The following is an 18,880-nucleotide window of genomic DNA, read 5'->3' on the forward strand; positions in this document are numbered from 1 at the left end:
TTTTTACTTCAATAAAGTATAATAAAAGCCGTAGGAGTTTAATGCCTACAACTTTGTAAAAGGATCTTGATTCACTATAAAATATCCTCTATAGATTTATTCTTAAAATTTACTTTTAACTTGATGTTAATGTGACGTAACCTTAAATATTTAGAAATTTAAAAAGCCCCCTAATATTGTTAAAGGGGCTTTACTCATACGAATGATAATTTTTATAAATAATTGCTAAATAGTGAATTTACATAAATGCTTTTAGAAGCTCTTGAACTAATGGGATTGCTCCACCTATAAATTTTAAAACTGCCATTGCGATTTCCATATTATTTCCTCCTCTTTTGTTAATACTGGGATGTGATTAAACTTTATACCTTCATTATAGTAAACGCTTACATTTGTAACAATACATTTCTGTATGCAATATTGCATATTTATACGTTTTGACAATATTTGACCTCTATTAGCCATTCTTTAATGGTACCATAACGAAGTGAGAGTCTTTAAGGGTTCTCCTTAATAGGAGTAAATATGGAAAAAGTTCAATATATTTACAGTAATATAAAATTTAAAAGTTGGTTTAAACAAGTATTAGCTGTAGGAGGAATATTAGGATTCTGCTACTTGGTGTTATATGGTTTTTGTTTTTTAGTTGATATGTAAATATTATACAACGATACTAGTGGAGTCTTGCCTACAGAGGTAAGACTCTTTTATTGTACTTGAGATGAACAAACTACATACAATAGCTTTCAGGTTCTTCAAATTTCTCTGTATGGTTCTTTGTTCCTCTATGTTCTAGACCCACTATTTCCTATCATTGAATATAAATAAACTTCCGTTTATATTGAAAATACAATTTTATTGATAAAAAATGTCTTTTTACTAGATACATATTAAAAAGAAAAGTATAAGTTGTATTCCATTTCGGTACAATCTTTTTATCTTTGAAAAGGACTTAAATCTTATTAATAGATTTGAGTCTTTTTTGTATACATCAATCTCTATATAACCATATAAATATAATATATTAAAAATAATTTAAATGCAAGAATACTTGTAGAGGAACCGCCAGCACTTCGAAAAAAACAAGCTAAGCCAAAAAATACAATAAGCTGCCCATATGGACAGCTTATTTACACAATTTTCTTTATGGGAAGTACACTTAAGGTCATTTTTAACTTAATAGGAGTCTAATATCTCAAGTTTCTTAGCTAATACCCAGCTATTTAGGCCTAAAGATGCATAAATATTGTAATAAAAATAATTCCCGTTTCTCAATGTTTCCTATAATTCTTTAGTATCTTCATAGAACATAGGCCAACCTTGCATTAAGATATTATATATATATTTCTTACTACAAATATGGACGGTATTATCCTTGTTGCAGTTTTAATTTTAATCAAGTCTATTGTAATTACACAGATTGAAATATCTATTCAATTTTAAAAATAGTAAAGGAAATGTATATAAAAAGATTACTTGTCTTAGAAACAAGTGATCTTTTTATTAGATAAACTGCAACTTGCTAACAGCAGGTAATTGTTATCCTATTCATATGTTCAATAGATATCATAATACATTTTTTAGTTATATAGACGGAATTGTTTCTAATAAAATGAGACCAAAAATATTTCAAAAGGTACCATTAATTATTTAATGCTTTAAAAATGCAATTTTGAACCTTTCGAAGCACTAAATTAGGTAGATTTTAATAAACTTCAAACTTTGTCTGCATCAGGATCTCACAATTGAGTCTGAGTAATTAATGCTGTCAACATAACAAAAGAGTCCTGATTGAAACAAACTCTTTTATGAGTTTTTACAAGAGTAAACTTTTAAGCACATAATTACATTTCTATTATTTATTTTACCACTTGTACAGATGCTGGTTTCCACCCTTGATTCTCTACCCAATCAATATTAACCTTATATTTTTTATTACTTTGTTTATCTCGTACATTACCGTAGGCTTTATTATTACCATTATTTCCAATAAAATCGAAAATCAATTGGCTCTCTGGAACATCAACAGCATAAGAGATTGCTTTTTTCATCTCACTCCAATCTACTGTTCCTTCTTTAAATTTCATATCAGGTTTTGCTCCTTGCTCTGTACCAATTGGCTTCCATGAAGGATTAGTTTGAGGATCCTTTTCTTGAGATACCGTTTTTTCTTCCTCTTTATTTTCAGTTCCGTTCGTTTTTACCGATTTTTCTACTTTTTGTTTCCCTTCTAACTGTGCTGCTTCTTTATCTTCGCTTTTCTTTTCTTCTATCTTTGCTATTTCTTTATCTTTAGTTTTCTTCTCTTCTAACTTTGTTGCTTCTTTATCTTCAGTTTTCTTCTCTTCTATCTTTGCTGTTTCTTTATCTTCAGTTTTCTTCTCTTCTATCTTTGTTACTTTCTTTTCTTGAGCAATTGCTTTCGTTGATGTATTAGAAGGGGTAAACAATTGGTATGTCACTATACCAACTGTCACTAATACCAAAGTAAATGCAATATTAAAAATTGCCTTTTGACGACGATTCTGTTGTTTTTCTTGAAATCTGCTTACTTGTCCCATTCTTCAAACCTCCGTGTTTACTTTCTCCTCTACTCTTTATGTATTATCCCTAAAATTCTTAATATTTTTATTAAACAATAGAAATAAACTACACTTTCCATACAGGATTTCATATCATAATAAAATTTGTGTTTTTTCAAGTATCTGACATATGTTATTCAAAATAGTTTAATACATTAAAAATTGATAAGCTTCTGCACTTAAGAAACCTTCAATTTTATTCAAAGGTGATTCCAATTACGTCCACATTAGATCTCCTGTAGAAAGCTTTTTAACAATTAAACCTCTTCTTCCCTTATTAATAATTTTAAAATTAAATTTCCCTCTATAGTATAATAAAGATGTTTCGTTTTCTAATGGGGTATGTCGTAAAATCAAAAGAGATTTTATCTCTTTTACCTTCTTTTCAGAGTAAAGTTCACCACTAGGAAATTCTATTATTCCTAATGTAATCTTTAATTCGCTCTCATCAAAAGCCCACTCTTTATTAAGTTCTCTTATCTTTTGTATAAAGCTTCTTTTAGTTTGTCCTATATAGAGCAATGTTACATTCTTAGCATATACTCTAGAGATTGCAAATATCCCCTTCTTAGAAGCTTCTTCCCTATTATAAAAGTCATTTATACTATACATGCCATACCACTTAATATGTACTGTTTCTATGAATCTCACCTCGTTTTTAGACAATATTATAATTTCTGAATGTTCAAATTATTATGGGTACATATGCTTGATTACTTGAATTATAAATTGTGCTTTTCAATAATACATTTTATTATTACTAATTTCAATAATGAAGAAAAAATACAATATTATAGTTTAATTACAAAGCTGTATAAAAACAAAGTGATGTCGTGCCACATATTTTCTTTTTTTACAATATCAAACTATCGTGAACAAAATTTTAAAATTTATGGAATAAAAATATAATGTGTATGTACATACACATTATATGAATTGAAGAAAAAGAGTAGAAATTTAATCTCTCTACGCTGTTAAAATTATTCAACTCCAAAAAAACTGTACATCTTCTAGAGATACTAATTTTCTAGTTTTGATGTTTTTATAGTGCTTGAGCGTGATATTATTCAAGCTTTTTCATTGAGAATGCATAAATACAAACAAAACCAGTAATACATCTTTTCTGTACCGTACTGGTTTTGTTTAAGATCATCTTAAATTATAGCTAGTTCACCGAGATTGCAAATTCCGATTTCGGTGCCCCAGCGAATACGATTGTTCCGTTCTTCGGAAGTTCCACCTTGTTATTGCCACTCACAATGGTGAAGTTGACGCAAACTCCCTTCTCATCATACACCGCAAATGAACCATTTGATGGCAGCGTCACGGTCATCCTTTTGTCTGTTGCCGCTTGTGGAATTGTAAACCATTTCGCATGTCCATTTGCTCCCAGCGTAACTTTGGATGATTGGCCTACATCAATTGGTTTTACATTAGATTCACTTACGTATAACAATCCAGCCATCTCGATATATTCATTGCCGCCTTCTGTATAGAAGTGTGTTTCCGTCGTATCACGACCATTCATCACGGGTACTTGGATCTGATGCACCGCGGTGTTCGGACCTGTAATTTTTCTGCCATCCCAATAGCCTGCTGGGCCTTCCTTGCGAGTAATTTGAGTACTAAGATGTTTCGACTGAACAAGATATTGAATAGAACTAAATTTCTCGTTTACACGATAAAACTTGACACCTTCCCTCTTTGCCCATGCAGCAGCGGTTTTCTTCGAAAGCACGTTGTCTTCTAGTTTCTCAGCTAAATAGTGGGTCATCACACTTTGCCCTAAACCTGGATAAGATTTATATGCGCTCTCCTTCAAATAAGTTCTTCCATTCTTCTCGGTTACGAAGTTGAGCTTGGAAGTACCCCCCTCATTAATAAAGCTTCCATCAGCAGTATATACATATTTTTCTTCTGGATTAGATGGTAAGAATAGTTCACCGTTCTTCGTAATTTCAATTTTGAAATGAGTTTCGCTATTGCCATAAAATCCTGCTTTCTTTGCTACGCCTTGAGGCATTTTGACTTTGACCGGCTTACCAAAGGATTTGTTCGGCTTGATTTCCTTAATAGTACCTTTTTCTTTAAGCGTAGCGAGCAGCAATTCAGTTGCCATTAGCTGATTTGTAGAGCTCCGTCCACCAGATGTCAATACAGCCGCTGCTATTTTCTGTTCCGGAAGCACGACTAATATAGCATGTTGCAATGCCGTATCGCCGCCCTTAGCCAAAGCTTTGATCCCATATTCACTGAATGGGTATAGTTTCACACTATCCCAGCCAAGACCATAGTTAAAAATATTCTCGCCAGCCCCCGGCCACATTCCTTTTTTATATTCCTCTTGCTCCATTGCCTTAACTACCTTATCAGAGAGGATTCCTTTTCCCTGTCCCATAAATAGTTGTGAGAATCGCACCATATCTTCTGCCGTGGAAGATATGCCTCCCGTACCAATAACATTCACCGATTCAATTGGAAGTTGCCCTTGGTACGCCGAGTAATATAGTCCAGCCCGATTTTCATCCCTCCATTTGTCCTGTGGCGTTTTCGTATGATTCATTTTTAAAGGCCCTGTAAAGTTTTGATGTAGAAATTCAGTAAAGCTCATACCACTAACTCTTTCCACCAAAATTTCGGCCAGCGTAAAACCATCGTTACAGTATACTGAGAAAGCACCAGGGTCCGCCTTCAAGTTTTGATTTGACAATTGCTGTAACAAGGTATCATGGGCATAGGTATCATTATCGTTAAATAAAAATGCATTACCTAACGTAGAACCTTGCAATCCAGAGGAGTGATTCAATAACATACGCGGTGTTATACGTTTGTATCGACCGTCCTTCATCTTAAAATCAGGAACATAGCGGACAACAGGAGCATCCAAATCGACTTTTCCTTCATCGACCAATTTCATTACAGCCGCTGTTGCATACATTTTACTAACTGAACCAATCCCGTATAAAGTATCTTTGGTTAGCGGCTTTTCCCCTTCCATATCGTTCTTGCCAGCCTGACCAGACAAAATAAGTTTTCCATTATCAATTAGTGCATACTGCACGCTAGCTGCCCCATGGGACTTCGTAAGTAGCTCCGCTTTCTCTGCTGCACTCTTCTTCAGTTCCTGACTAGCTACTTCTTCACCAGTTACAACAGTAGTCTTACTTTCAGAAAATGCTTTCGCTCCTGTTGGTAGAATCATAGTTACCGCTAATGCAGTGGCTAACACACCAGTTAGCTTATTTTTCATCACGGAATTACCTCCTTAAATAATTGATCGTTTTCATCATTCCTTTGTGTAACTATGAAACTATGATAAATTTTACCCGTTTTTACTTTTAGACTACTTGCTAAATTCAGCAAGTAAAATATTTTTAAAAGGATCAGGAGTATCAGCTTTAAGGCTGTTCAAATTGACTGCCAATGTATGCTTGCCTCCAAGTGTGCCTCCAGCAAAAGTTAAAAAGCCAGGAATGGTTCCTCCATGCCACCATATCGATACACCGTTTGAAAGCTTCATTTTGAAAATTCCAAGCCCGGAATCGCCAAGTTCATCTGTTCCTGTAGGGACTGTTGTAAGCATTTGCTTTAGTTGCTGTTCTTTCAATAATTTGCCCCCAAGTAAATAAGAAAAGAATTTGTTTAAATCATCAGCTGTAGAAATCATATCTCCGGCTGAGCTCCCCATACTTGGGTTATAATAAGTAACATCTTTCGGCTCACTTGCTCCGTCTAATTGGATATATCCACGGGCATGCTTGGTTCCTGGAATGACGCTTGAATTTCCAGGTAAGAATGTATTCGCTAATTCAAGTGGTTCAATAATTCGATTTTCAATCTCTTCCGCATAGCTGTTCCCAGTTACTTTTTCAATAAGAATTCCTAGTAATACATATCCTGTATTTGAATACGACCAGCTCTTTCCTGGAGCAAAATCTGGAGGCATGGATATTCCCATCTTTACTAATCCTTCAGCAGTATAAGATTTTTTTGTATCCATCATATTAAAATCCTTTGACCTTGTGTAATTAGCGATACCACTTGTGTGGTTCAATAATTGGCGGATAGTAATCTGTTTATCATCATATCCATTTCCTTGAATGACACCAGGTATCCATTTTTCAATAGAATCGTCTAGATTTAAGCGGTTTTCTCCTGCTAATTGAAGTATAACTGTTGCAGTGAACGTCTTTGTCACGCTGCCAATTCGAAAACGAAAATCTCTTTTCATTGGTTTCTTAGTACTCAGATCAGCTACACCAGCCGCATAACTCCATGTTTTTCCACTCTCAGAAGTTTTAGCAAGTATCCCTGGATATCCTAGTTTCAATGTATCCCGCATTGCCTCTTTGACGGAATTATGATCTCTTTGGGTGCTTGTTTGTAACGAACTAGATACATTTTGAATGGACTCCGCTTTTACACTTGAGGTTGGAGTTGTATAAAACAGGGAACCTCCAGTTATTAAAAGGGCTAAACCTGTACATGTAATTTGGCGATGCTTTTTCATCAAAATATTCCTCTCCCCTATTCATATTGTATAAATGGTTATTTGCTGTTTGGAACTAATCACACAGCTTTCTTCTTACCCCACTGCAAAAGGACGATATTGAATCTGTAATGTCTCTTTTCCTCCAAACAAGTCTTATTAATTGATTTGTTTTTTATAGAAATATATAGTATTTTTCTCCTCTCACTCTTCTTTACATTTTCATCTTACACAAGGAAAATCTCTTTTTTCTTACCTCTTCCTTACAAATTCCTTACGTTCAAAATTACTTTTATAATTAATTATTTTTTATTTTAATAACATTTAGTTGTATTAATTTGATAGGAATTTGACTTCACATAAAAGTTTATTTATTTCAAAAAATGAATTTAAATACAAATTAACTATTTAATATTCAACACCTCACCTATACATGTCCTAACATAAGTTCCTATCATCTATATGTATTATTTATTACAACAGCTTCACGCTAAAAATAAGATATTTCAAAAAAGAGAAATATAGGTATCTCAACAAGAGATTACCAATATAAACAATGTGAAAATGTAAGAACCCCTGTATTACTGCTGATTTCCCTCTAACTAATACAGTTTCAAACATTGGACACAAATACTACATGTAATGTTGAATTTATTACCTATTCAAAATTCTGTTAGTTCATTTTTTCTTAAAATACAAAAATATTTAACTTATAAATATACAAGCTATAATAGGGACGTCTAGGGATAACCTATTAGCACCTTAGAAAATATCAACTTTCTAAAATTGGACAAGATGAAAAAATCACTCAAAGAAAGGTGTGTAATCAAAAAGAAAATTCATTAAAAATTCTTTAGCAGCAAAAGACATCGCATTAGCTATGCCTTAGCAATGTCTACAATGTTGACGAGGTTATTGAAGCGATGTAAAGGGATGGAAGACAGATGTCTTGCGAATTAAAAGCAATAGTTTTAGAGGAATTCTGGACATACTTACAATTTTTTAATCCTTATTCACTTAAATACACCCATCTACAATCAACAGATTTTGAAAGCGTTAACAAACATTAAATTTTAGATTCAATTAGAGAAGAACACACGATTTGAGGAACTTGTAGGAGATTCATTTTCCAGAACGACTTATATTCCTAAGACTTAAGAATAGGATACAAGGAGGATTTATTATATGAATGGGAATACTGCTAAAAAAATAGAATTGCAATCTGAAAATACTGTGATTACAAACGAGAAATATTTGGATCCTAAAAAGTGGCATAAGCAAGATACTACGTGGGCATTGAGCCTTTTTGGGACAGCAATTGGAGCAGGAGTACTCTTTTTACCAATTAATGCAGGTTCAGGTGGTTTATTATCATTATTACTCATTACATTACTTGCCTATCCAGTTATGTATTACTCACATAGGGCGCTTGCTAAAATGATATATGCTTCCAATTCTGCCGATGAGGGAATTACGGGGACAATAAGAGAGTATTTCGGAAATACAGCGAGTATTATTTTTAACATCGTATACTTCGTCTCAATTTATACAATTGTCTTGATGTATTCAGTTGCACTTACAAATACTGCAAGTAGTTTTATTGTGAATCAATTACATATGAAAGAGCCCTCAAGAGCCATTTTATCGCTTGTCTTAGTACTGGGTCTTATCGCTATACTAAATTTTGGTCAAGATATCACTGTAAAAATTATGAGCTTGCTAGTATACCCTTTCATAGCTTCTCTACTATTTATCGCAATATCCCTAATTCCTCAGTGGAACACATCAATGCTTAGTTTTTCAGATGTCTCTACTGCTTCAACCGGAACAGGATATTTGGGAACGATATGGATGATACTACCTATCATAGTGTTTTCATTTAACCATTCTCCAATGATTTCGTCTTTTGTGATAAAACAAAGATCTACGTATGGGATAGAAGCAACTGATGCTAAATGTGCTCAAATACAAAAGATTTGTTATATCATGACGTTCGTTGTTGTTATGTTCTTCGTTTGGAGCAGCGCACTGAGTTTGACTCCAGATGATTTAAAAGTGGCAAAAGAGCAGAACTTATCAATCCTATCCTATCTCGCTAATGAACTTAATTCGCCAGTAATTACGATTGCAGCTCCTATTATTGCTTTTATGGCTATAACAAAGTCTTTCCTTGGTCATTATATAGGATCATATGAAGTAATGCGTGATATGATTATCAAATTTGGTAAAACACGTGGAAAAGATATAGAAGAAAAAACAGTTAAGACAGTAATTCTTACTTTTGTCGTATTAACATGCTGGTATGTTGCTTATGCAAATCCAAGTATTCTTGGGCTCATTGACGCTCTAAGCGGTCCATTAGTTGCTGCTATCTTATGTCTATTACCAATGTATGCGATCCGTAAAGTACCGGTATTAGCTAAATATAGAGGTAAAATGAGCAATGTATTTGTTATTATTGTAGGAGTACTTACAATCTTAGCAAGTATTAAATCTTTATTCTAACTTACTAGTTGATTATCGTTATTACAAATCAGAATAACAAATTATCAAAACGAAAAGAAGTTGACGAACGATGTATATAAATATAAAAAAATCTATGTATATTTAAAATTTAATTTATGGTTGTCTATATTAATATACTAGGATTAACCAGGAAGCATCCAACAAATTATTATTAATCACTACATTTTCTTTCATAGTATGTCAACGTATAAAAAGACACTTTCTATAGTGTCTTTTTATACGTTATAAGATGAATACACTAACTACATACTTATAATTGGAGAGCTTTTGTGAATATCTTCTATGAGTTGGTCCTTTTCTTTCCCCGTTCATTTCTTCTTTTGAAAAGGTACCCCTATATGGACTAAATATCATAAAATGTTAATTTTCTTTTGCTTGCCTATATATTCAATCGCCATCCAGCCATTTTTGGGTATGTTCGATAAAACGTTTTGTCGCTGGTAATGCGTGTTTAATTGAAGTAAGTGACAACCCAAGCGATCGTGTAGGTTTGTCTTCCAATTCCACAACCGTAACATTTTCGCATTGTCCTTGTAATGCGAGTTCAGACATGACACTGATTCCCAGCCCGTTCTCCACCATCGCGACAATCGCATGATCATCACCGGTTTCAAATTGGATATCGAGATGAATCCTAGCAGCTTCTAATACTTTCCTAACATCGTAACCACATGAAGAAGCAGGCATAATAAAAGGCTCTTTCTCGAGCTGATCGTACTGAATTATAGATTGTTTACTTAATGAGTGATTTTTAGGAAGGACACATAGCATTCGATCTTTTCTTAGTGGAATAGATTCTAGATGGCCCGCCGATGGTAGTGACATAAAACCTAAGTCAATCACCCCTTGTTGAATCCACGTTTCAATCATTCCGTAATCACCTTCCATTAATTTGATTTCAATTCGAGGATATTCCAAGTGAAATCGATGAATGATTGCAGGCAACCAGTGAATAGAAACGCTTGTAAAGGTTCCAATGCGCAAGGTTCCTGCAACTATCCCATTAATCTCTGCAACAGTTTGCTTCAATCGCTCATTATGATTTACTACTTCACGAACATGCGTTAAAACACGCTCACCATTTTCCGTTAATCGAACTCCCGTTTTATTCCGGGATAACAGTTGAAAACCATACTCCAATTCAAGACTTCTAATCGCATGGCTGACACCTGACTGAGTCACGTTCATTGCTTCGGCCGCTCTTGATAAGTTCCCCATTTCAACCGTCTTCAGAAAGATTTCTAACTTAGTCAGACTCATCGATTCTCCTACTTTCTCATGTATGAATTTTGTTCAAGTATATCATTACATATATTCGTTTTACTAATACTTGAATCACAATTAAACTAAGTACATAAAAATTTTAAAGGAGAACTAAAAATGAAACCAATAAAGGCTAATCTTATGATCTTACTTGTTACAATGACCTGGGGTACTTCCTACCTTTTTATGAAAATCGGATTGGAAACTGTCCCTTCATTTTCTCTTGTTGCATTACGCTTTGGTATTGCTTTTTTTGTTTGTGCTGCTGTTTTTTTTAAACAATTTCGTTCAATTCATTTTGTCACCTTAAAATACGGCTTTATTCTAGGATTTTTACTTTTCGTTGTATCTGCTTCAGTCATCTTAGGTTTAAAAACGACATCAGCTTCAAATGCTGGTTTTCTAGCCAGTTTGACCGTAATCTTTATCCCTTTATTATCTATCGTTCTGTTTAAGGATCGACTGAGCTACAGACTAATCATTAGTTCCCTTGTAGCAATGACTGGAATTGGTTTACTGACTTTGAATAATCAATTAACACTTAATTCTGGAGATTTACTCTGTATACTCGCTGCTCTCTTTTATGCTTTTCATATTATTGTCACCGGAAGGGCGGCTAAAGTGGCCAATACATTGCAGCTTGGAATTCTTCAGTTGGGATTTGCAGGAGGGTTTGGCGTACTCTCTGCCCTGATTTTCGAAGAGCCGCAACTTCCATCCACTAAAGAAAGTTGGATCGCTGTACTGGTATTAAGTATATTCTGCAGTGCTTTTGCCTACATCATTCAGGCGATGGCCCAGAAATACACAACACCGACACATACAGGACTCATTTTTTCATTAGAACCTGTATTTTCTGCACTATTTGCATACCTGTTCATGAACGAAGTATTGTCACTCAAAGGGTATATCGGAGCATTACTTATTCTAAGCGGTGTTATACTTGCTGAGATAAAAGTAAAACGAAAATCTACATTATTGCTCTAAACCTAATCGTTCTTAACATAACAGAATTGGCAATTGCTGTCTCTTATATATATATTATTAGGGCTTTATCAACATTGTTTACTAATATTTGGTCAGGAAGTCTTGTAGATCGTTCAAATAAAAAATGTCTCATGATAGCACTAGGTTTATTTTTTATACGAGTCCCCTCACCATCAATTTAAGAATTAAAAAAAGAAGGGGATTATCCCCCTCCTTTTTACGCTTGCTCCGACTTTCGAAATTATTTAATATACCCACGATTCAGTTCCGTTAACTTTTCATTGATGTTAAAAATTTTCACTCTAATATCTTTTACACCAGCTGCTTCAAGTCTGCTCTTGTGCATTTCCGCGTATTTTTCAGCATCTTGTTTTTCTTCAAATACATAAATGCCTCCAGCTTCTTTTGTTTCTTCATTCTCTGTCCATATTTTCCAATGAAACCCTTCTTCTTCGTTAATACTTTTTGCTAAATCCCAAAATCCTTTTTCCATTTCTTCACCAAAAGGACCTTCAAACGGAAAATCAACTTGTAATAAATATGCCATTTTCACTCACTCCTATTTTTAATATAAAATTCTTCCCATTCTTTTACTGATTATGATTCAAATGATCGTAATGTCTAAATCAGTATTGCTATTATTATTCAAGCACTAATTTGAGAATCCCCCTATTTGTAAAATAATCACATAATGATAGTAACTTGAACGCATAAAGTGAAAGTTTAATAGTTTTCGGTTATTTTTAAAAAATGTGATACAAACTTATCCCTAAACTAAGGACAAACAAAACAAGTGCAGGTATCGCTTTCTTAAAGGGATCTCTCGCTAATACAATTAGCGTTAATGCAGCTGCAAGCATCGTACCGCCTAATAACAAGCCTGCCCATAAAGCTACTGTTGAAATCCAAATTCCTATCAACATTCCAATCGCTCCTACAATCTCAAAAGCTCCAGTTAAGAAATTAAAAAACGAAGGTAAACCAAATCGTTTGAACTCATCTGCCATTTTCCCGGATATAATTTTCGTTCCCGTCATTAAAAAGAACAGAAACAACACTACTTTTACAATATTGATGAAAATTAAAATAGTAATCACACCTCTCTTATTATTTGGTAAAAACTCAGTATTGTTCAGATAATAGTCACTACCTTTATCCTATTTCCTGAGATTACCTGTATGGAAGTCGCTTCAATTTACATTACCCTTTTCAATATTAAAGGGCTAGAAATTACATGCCATAGCATGTATAATACAAAAAATTTGACTGGTACTAAGCAAAAAAGTGACCCTGAATCAGATATCATACAAAATAAAGTTATCTTCCCATTCTTCCAAATGCAAATTATGTGCTATAGCATATATAATACCTAAAACAAAGTTTGTTCCTTATGAATAGCATAGCATCAATAAGGAACAAATATTAATAGTGTGTATCATACAATTTGTTTAATAACGATTGTAATACTTTAATTTCTTCCTCGCTCAAATTACTCGTAACAAAATGGTGAGCGTCTTTCACTACAGGCAAGATTGTTTTCTTTAATTCGTCACCTTTTTCAGTTAAAAAAAGGTTATGTGAACGCCTATCTTGGTCATTCAAAGCCTTCTTTACAATCCCTTTTCTCTCCATTGACTGTATCATTCTAACAACAGTAGTTTGATCTTTATCAATAGCTTCCGCCAACTCTTTTTGAGTAGTGCTCCTTTGGCTACAAAGAACACTAATGATCCCCCACTGCTCTGGCGTAACTCCATACGGCTTTAATTTCTTCGTAAAATAATTGGTCATTTTCACATCAGTACGATGAACAAGATAGCCTATTAAATCATGTAAGTTCATATATCACCTCTATAAATTAAGATATAAAAGGATATAGCATACCAGTCAATCATTCACAATGAATGTATTTGTTTCACCATATATATGCTATGGCACATATAATAAAGTAGATTATTTTAATTGTCAAATGATTTACCTATTATTTTTCAAAAACAAAATCGCCTCCTTAGATTATAGAAGGAATGACTAATTTGACGTATCTCTCTGACGATTTCTCCCTTATCATTTTATGATATGCTAATAACATTTGATAAAATATGGTATCTACAAATAGTCAAACACCTTTAAAGATACCTCGTCCAGTTCTTGCTGTTGCAAGATAAACAGCATATAATCAGTTAACCCCCCTCATGAGCAACAAAAACATAAAAAAGACATTCCAAATACGGAATGCCTTCTTTCATTTTATAACCCCCTCCACTTAAATCTATTTTACAACTATAACATTCAACACGCTGAAATCTTCTATTTAACGTAATCAATCAATTAACTAAAAAAAATTGTTAATTGCACAATGCTCTTCTCACTTTTCTTGCAAAATTTAGTGGATCATCAACGTCTTCGATATTAACGTAAATCAAATTTGGATCATCACATAACCACTCATTGTGTATAGACGAAACGATTATTCCTTGTTTAATAATTGTCGCCACAAATTCAGTGACTTCTTTTTGTAAGAGTGCTACTCGGCCTAGGCATAATGCCCGTCCAGTTTTATTGTCTCGTGATTCGAATGAAAAAGAAGTGGTTACTCTAAAACGTTTTCCCAAGATTGTTGCTCGTATTTCATCCCTGTTTATTGTTGCCACGCATTTCCCGCCGGCGAATCCTTCTTGTCCACCGATAATTCTTGCAAACTGTTGACAAATTGATTCCTCATTAACTGCCATACCTTTAATCATCCCCCCTTTTACTGTTAGGTTATGAATGAATACATAGGTCTGAAACGGTAATGAATCTAATGTATTATAAAAAAATGATGACAATCTACCGAAAGCTATTAACTCAATTATTCTTGATCGTATGAATTGTTATCAGAGTTTAAATGGTGCGGAATTTTCATTTTATGTTTAATGGGCATCGGAGACTAAAAGCAAAACTCAGCTATTATATGGTAAGACATTTTTAAAAAGCATAAAAAAGACACCCTAAGGTGCTATCCTCCGACTTGAGAATCGTATCTATGTATGGATAAATTTTGAAAAGACAAATACAAAAGAGAAGATTCTAACTATAATTTATAGAACTCTTATGCCATGAATTACTTACATATTTCCTTATTTACCAGAAGAAGAATCTCAGTTACATTATTTTCTGAACAGTCTCGTTAAAGCCATCCCAAGAAATCCAATGCCCATTCCTATTAGCCATCCAGTTTGGGCATTATCTAACATAGATCCCACTCCTCCACCAAGAAACATACAGCCAACGAATACTAATCCTCCAATTCCCCAATTCGGCCGTTCCATAATTCAATCACATCCTTTCAATAAAACATATGCGATTAGCTCCCTCAACTTTCTTCTATAGGATAGTTCATTATTTTGCTTAGGTTTAGTGCTATCAGGGAATTCAAAAATTTTTCTTTTTATATAGACCATTCATTTGCCACATTTCTGTTTACTTATATTTTTTAAAAGAAGGTTTCCATTCTGTTAAATCCTGATAAACAAACGTTATATTGTTACATATTCCCTCTACAACTTCGTACATACGTTTCATATCACTAGTCGTAAATAATATAGATCCTTTGCGTTGAGTGCTATCTACAATAGTTGGTATGATGTCTCCCTCTTTTACTAATAGATCAATTAATACGACCTCGGATATGTTATTTAACTCCTTATACTTGATTTCTTTTAAGCAACCTGGTTTTGGAATCAAGCTTAAAGACATAGCATGACATTTTGAAGATACACATCTAAATTCATCTATAGTCTCAGTAGCTAACGTATCAAAATAGTATCCAAATTGAGATATGCCCGTTGTTAGCTCCACCATTTTCCAAATATTCCCGCCACCTATTCTAACTTGAGACTCTATGATTCTTGGTTTATTGTGTTTGTCTATCTTTATTTCTGTATGAGTAATGCCGTTTTCCATTTGCATGTCGTCCAAAAATAGCATTACTTTCTCCATAATTAATTGTTTTTGAGATTCGTCTATAGGTGCTGGCATAATAGTATAGTTTATTATAAACGTATCTTCTTTAAATACTTCAGCTGATATAGCTAGTATAGAATGTTTTTTGTTATAAGAAACGGTTTCGACCGTATAAACTACATCACCTTCAATGTACTCTTCTACTAAAACTGGTAGTTGAATACCGTTATCTTTAATAAATACTCCTACATCATCTCCTGTATCTAGCTTGGATACTCCTTTACCACCTGCGCCAATCGGAGGCTTTATTATAATACTATCTTTTTTGTTCAAAAATTCATCAATGTCTTCAATAGTATTGCAAACTTTCGAGTCTATCGAAAAGTTTTTGCCTGCTAGCATTTCACGCATCATGTCTTTATTGCGCGTTATCAAATTGGCATTGTAAGAAGGTCCTTTAACATTAAAAATCTTTGCGATTATGCAAGCCGTATCTAAGGCTGTTTCGTTGAAAGATATAACCACATCAAATGGTTTCTCTTTGAATAATTCTTCAGCATAGTATACAGACAAGGGTATGTTTGTTGTGTCTATTTCTTTTTTATAGTAACACTTTTCTAAGATAGTTCCATCGAAATATATATGTTTAGCGTAAGATCCTATATATGAAACAGTATATCCACTGTCTAAAGCATCTTGTATTGGCTTTGTCCATCCCCCTATAAATAAAATGTGTGGTGTAGTATATTCAATGTCATTTCCTTTTGATACCTTATACATCATAATCATCTCCTCTAAAATGAACTCGTATATTCAATGTCATTTCCTTTTGATACGCCACGTCTTAACAAGGCCACTAAACACAATGTTGTTCCGAATCCTCCTATGAATAACGTAGTTTGAAGCCCAAATATAGAAACTAAAAATGCACTAGCAAAACTTCCTAATGCCCAAGCCCCCCAATTCAGCGTACGTTGTACAGCATTTACTCGGCCTAGCATGTGATTTGGTGAGGCAAGTTGTCGTATGGTTGCAGCGTAAGGGCCAAATACACCTTCTCCCATACCATGTATGATACTTGCAGCTACTATACCGTAAACGGTTCCCATATATCCCATTATCGGTATAAAGGCCAAACCAGTAACTGATACAGTAGCGCTATAAATAAGCATTTTTGTATTATTAATTTGTTGACTTTTTTTCATGAGAACCGTATTGCCTATTAAAAATCCCACTGCTGCTGAGCCTACAACAAACCCTATTTCAAGTTCAGATAGACCCATTACCTTATACAGGAATATTACTAAAATACTATTTAGTATGTATTTAAAAAAACCGTAAACAGCGCCACAGGTTACAATTGGTTCCAATACAGGGTGTTTTTTAAAATATACCAAGCCTTCATATATGTTTTGGTATATGGATTTTATATTTACGTCTTTTAAAGATCCATCTGTATGTGGTTTAAACTTTGAAATAAATAGTACAAATGCAAAACAAACAAAATACGTTACTGCGTCAATAGTGAAAGAGCCTGTTAATCCAAATAGAGTAATGATGATTCCTGCTAGCATAGGACCAATTACTACAGAAAGAGACTCCGAAAGAGCTAGTTGGGCATTTCCTTTTTTTAACTTGTCTTTATCTGTTACTATTTCCGGTAAGAAAGAAGGAACAGCAATGTTATAAAATGTAGTAAATATTCCATTTAAAAACATGATAAAAACTAATAAAGGGAACGTTAAAATATTTGTTACAGTCAGTATGAATACTGATAAAAATAATACTCCTTGACATATACTACAAATTAGCAAGGCATTTTTTCTATGAAAAATGTCTATTAAAGCACCGGCTACTAATCCGAAAATTAGATAAGGGACGAATATAATCCCACGAAGCATAGCAGCATTTGCTTCACTTGTTTGTAACACCTCTAATGCAAAAAGTGGCAAAGCTACTATTGTAAACTGAGTACCTAACAAACTTATAGACTGTCCTAGCCAAAGTTTGTGAAAATTAAAACGTTTGCTATCTTTCATAATATCCCCCCACTAAATTCATATTTATAAATTATCAAGTTAACGATATAAATAAGAACAGGAAAAGCCTATCTTTCAACTAATGTCTGTAGCACATAAAAATTCGAAGCCTAGTATAAAAGCGATTTTAGTTTCAAAATGAAGACTTGATCTTTAAAGCTCTCTTGGCTATTAAAAAGCTCATTTTCCGAAAAATAATTCTGCATTCGTTTATAAACCAATTGATATACAGATGAGATTTATTTGTAAAAATCTAGTTATTAATTAGCTTGCTTCGAATTCATTTTCCGATTTTATGTCACTTTGAATCACCTCCAGCATCAGTATAACCTTGAAGGCACGCTGTTGTACGCATTTTGGAATGTAACAGCAAGATATCAAAGTTACGATGACAAGTTTTTATGTAATTATACGTAATCAAATCTGCACAATTTGAGAAAAAGAACAATCTGTGAATCTAAGGTATCAAGTTTGAATTCAACTCGTCACAAATACACACTTGGATTGGAACGATACTTTTATAGCGGTGATATATCAAGTTACCCTTTCCTAGGATTCTTCAGAAAGAACAGCGTATTTTTTCATATTAGGTGTTATTTTGTTTTGTTAGTTTAATAGCGATGTAGCACTCCCCTTTCAAAATAGTAAAGTATAAACATGAAAAAACTCCAAACAAATTTTGTTCGGAGTTTTTTCAAATACGCGATATTTATTTAATCTTCATTATTGAGTTCTATTGTACCTGTCCTAGCACTAACTTTTAAAATATTTAACAGATTATCAGGTGTCTTGATTTCCACTTCATATTCAAATTTTGATTGTGCTAAGTTGTCATCTTCTAATTCGAATTCTTTTTTCACATTAATAATTTCTCCATTTGTATGAGCTAAAGAAATTTCACGAACTTGTTTCTCTGTGTAGTTTTCATTCTTTTTTGCATAATTGTAACCCATACCATAATATCCACCAACAATAGCAATACCACTTACTAAAATAGCAATTACACTTATCATTATTTTCTTTTTATATTTTAACATTTTCATCCACTC

General features: G+C 33.5%; 15 protein-coding genes and 2 pseudogenes. 3 read left to right on the forward strand and 14 right to left on the reverse strand.

From position 1 onward, the window contains the following. Window positions 1-238: 238 nt before the first annotated feature. The 5 genes and pseudogenes from BC_RS28340 to BC_RS15940 all read right to left on the reverse strand — a co-directional run bounded on the left by BC_RS28340 (window position 239) and on the right by BC_RS15940 (window position 7,092). Window positions 239-426 (reverse strand): annotated as a pseudogene (locus tag BC_RS28340) (hypothetical protein). A gap of 1,433 nt (window positions 427-1,859) precedes the next feature. Beyond that, window positions 1,860-2,561 carry a YrrS family protein gene (locus tag BC_RS15925; protein ID WP_000532026.1) on the reverse strand — a complete coding sequence of 234 codons (702 nt, stop codon included), beginning with the start codon at window positions 2,559-2,561 and terminating at the stop codon, window positions 1,860-1,862. Between the two features lie 237 nt (window positions 2,562-2,798). Then, entirely contained in the window at window positions 2,799-3,233 is a 435-nt protein-coding gene (locus BC_RS15930; RefSeq protein WP_002164503.1) for a hypothetical protein, read from the reverse strand. A 514-nt stretch (window positions 3,234-3,747) separates the two neighbouring features. After that, entirely contained in the window at window positions 3,748-5,832 is a 2,085-nt protein-coding gene (locus tag BC_RS15935) for a serine hydrolase domain-containing protein (protein WP_000791781.1), read from the reverse strand. Window positions 5,833-5,925: 93 nt separating this feature from the next. Further along, on the reverse strand, window positions 5,926-7,092 hold the full coding sequence (locus BC_RS15940) for a serine hydrolase domain-containing protein (protein WP_000716613.1): 1,167 nt from the start codon (window positions 7,090-7,092) through the stop codon (window positions 5,926-5,928). Between the two features lie 1,164 nt (window positions 7,093-8,256). Between BC_RS15940 and BC_RS15945 the strand changes: the two genes are divergently transcribed. Further along, window positions 8,257-9,576, forward strand: a complete 1,320-nt coding sequence (locus tag BC_RS15945) for an aromatic amino acid transport family protein (protein ID WP_001014149.1) — start codon at window positions 8,257-8,259, stop codon at window positions 9,574-9,576. A 408-nt stretch (window positions 9,577-9,984) separates the two neighbouring features. Here BC_RS15945 and BC_RS15950 read toward each other — a convergent pair whose 3' ends face one another. Next, window positions 9,985-10,857: a LysR family transcriptional regulator gene (locus BC_RS15950; protein WP_000059810.1), complete on the reverse strand. Its 873-nt coding sequence runs from the start codon at window positions 10,855-10,857 to the stop codon at window positions 9,985-9,987. A 120-nt stretch (window positions 10,858-10,977) separates the two neighbouring features. Here BC_RS15950 and BC_RS15955 point away from each other — a divergent pair, with 120 nt between their 5' ends. Continuing rightward, window positions 10,978-11,847: a DMT family transporter gene (locus BC_RS15955; protein ID WP_000802592.1), complete on the forward strand. Its 870-nt coding sequence runs from the start codon at window positions 10,978-10,980 to the stop codon at window positions 11,845-11,847. Then, window positions 11,829-11,999: pseudogene (locus BC_RS28075) on the forward strand (MFS transporter); the annotation flags it as partial. The gene BC_RS15955 and the pseudogene BC_RS28075, both read left to right, overlap by 19 nt. 89 nt (window positions 12,000-12,088) lie before the next feature. On the opposite strand, the gene BC_RS15960 reads toward BC_RS28075, so the two are convergent. The 8 genes from BC_RS15960 to BC_RS15990 all read right to left on the reverse strand — a co-directional run bounded on the left by BC_RS15960 (window position 12,089) and on the right by BC_RS15990 (window position 18,868). Then, on the reverse strand, window positions 12,089-12,394 hold the full coding sequence (locus tag BC_RS15960) for a monooxygenase (protein WP_000323757.1): 306 nt from the start codon (window positions 12,392-12,394) through the stop codon (window positions 12,089-12,091). Between the two features lie 196 nt (window positions 12,395-12,590). Then, the gene (locus BC_RS15965) at window positions 12,591-12,941 is read right to left on the reverse strand and encodes a DoxX family protein (RefSeq protein WP_033685496.1); all 351 of its coding nucleotides are present in this window, start codon (window positions 12,939-12,941) and stop codon (window positions 12,591-12,593) included. Window positions 12,942-13,269: 328 nt separating this feature from the next. Next, window positions 13,270-13,689, reverse strand: a complete 420-nt coding sequence (locus BC_RS15970) for a MarR family winged helix-turn-helix transcriptional regulator (protein ID WP_001048563.1) — start codon at window positions 13,687-13,689, stop codon at window positions 13,270-13,272. Window positions 13,690-14,192: 503 nt separating this feature from the next. Then, on the reverse strand, window positions 14,193-14,579 hold the full coding sequence (locus BC_RS15975) for a DUF1259 domain-containing protein (protein WP_002204749.1): 387 nt from the start codon (window positions 14,577-14,579) through the stop codon (window positions 14,193-14,195). A gap of 417 nt (window positions 14,580-14,996) precedes the next feature. After that, window positions 14,997-15,158, reverse strand: coding sequence for a hypothetical protein (locus tag BC_RS27700; protein ID WP_000441006.1), 162 nt, complete (start codon window positions 15,156-15,158; stop codon window positions 14,997-14,999). Window positions 15,159-15,309: 151 nt separating this feature from the next. Then, on the reverse strand, window positions 15,310-16,572 hold the full coding sequence (locus tag BC_RS15980; RefSeq protein WP_000278930.1) for an ATP-grasp domain-containing protein: 1,263 nt from the start codon (window positions 16,570-16,572) through the stop codon (window positions 15,310-15,312). Between the two features lie 14 nt (window positions 16,573-16,586). Beyond that, entirely contained in the window at window positions 16,587-17,831 is a 1,245-nt protein-coding gene (locus BC_RS15985; RefSeq protein ID WP_000655286.1) for an MFS transporter, read from the reverse strand. Between the two features lie 713 nt (window positions 17,832-18,544). Next, complete coding sequence (locus tag BC_RS15990; RefSeq protein WP_000922396.1) at window positions 18,545-18,868, reverse strand: PepSY domain-containing protein; 324 nt, start codon at window positions 18,866-18,868, stop codon at window positions 18,545-18,547. Window positions 18,869-18,880: the final 12 nt, after the last annotated feature.

This window comes from Bacillus cereus ATCC 14579, from assembly GCF_000007825.1.
GTDB lineage: Bacteria > Bacillota > Bacilli > Bacillales > Bacillaceae_G > Bacillus_A > Bacillus_A cereus.

Excerpts from the sequence above, each read along its gene's own strand:
- BC_RS15940 (WP_000716613.1), bottom strand. The coding sequence starts at position 7,092 with ATGAAAAAGCATCGCCAAATTACATGTACAGGTTTAGCCCTTTTAATA.
- BC_RS15935 (WP_000791781.1), bottom strand. The coding sequence starts at position 5,832 with ATGAAAAATAAGCTAACTGGTGTGTTAGCCACTGCATTAGCGGTAACT.
- BC_RS15925 (WP_000532026.1), bottom strand. The coding sequence starts at position 2,561 with ATGGGACAAGTAAGCAGATTTCAAGAAAAACAACAGAATCGTCGTCAA.
- BC_RS15980 (WP_000278930.1), bottom strand. The coding sequence starts at position 16,572 with ATGTATAAGGTATCAAAAGGAAATGACATTGAATATACTACACCACAC.
- BC_RS15945 (WP_001014149.1), top strand. The coding sequence starts at position 8,257 with ATGAATGGGAATACTGCTAAAAAAATAGAATTGCAATCTGAAAATACT.
- BC_RS27700 (WP_000441006.1), bottom strand. The coding sequence starts at position 15,158 with ATGGAACGGCCGAATTGGGGAATTGGAGGATTAGTATTCGTTGGCTGT.
- BC_RS15960 (WP_000323757.1), bottom strand. The coding sequence starts at position 12,394 with ATGGCATATTTATTACAAGTTGATTTTCCGTTTGAAGGTCCTTTTGGT.
- BC_RS15975 (WP_002204749.1), bottom strand. The coding sequence starts at position 14,579 with ATGGCAGTTAATGAGGAATCAATTTGTCAACAGTTTGCAAGAATTATC.
- BC_RS15970 (WP_001048563.1), bottom strand. The coding sequence starts at position 13,689 with ATGAACTTACATGATTTAATAGGCTATCTTGTTCATCGTACTGATGTG.
- BC_RS15950 (WP_000059810.1), bottom strand. The coding sequence starts at position 10,857 with ATGAGTCTGACTAAGTTAGAAATCTTTCTGAAGACGGTTGAAATGGGG.
- BC_RS15985 (WP_000655286.1), bottom strand. The coding sequence starts at position 17,831 with ATGAAAGATAGCAAACGTTTTAATTTTCACAAACTTTGGCTAGGACAG.
- BC_RS15955 (WP_000802592.1), top strand. The coding sequence starts at position 10,978 with ATGAAACCAATAAAGGCTAATCTTATGATCTTACTTGTTACAATGACC.
- BC_RS15990 (WP_000922396.1), bottom strand. The coding sequence starts at position 18,868 with ATGTTAAAATATAAAAAGAAAATAATGATAAGTGTAATTGCTATTTTA.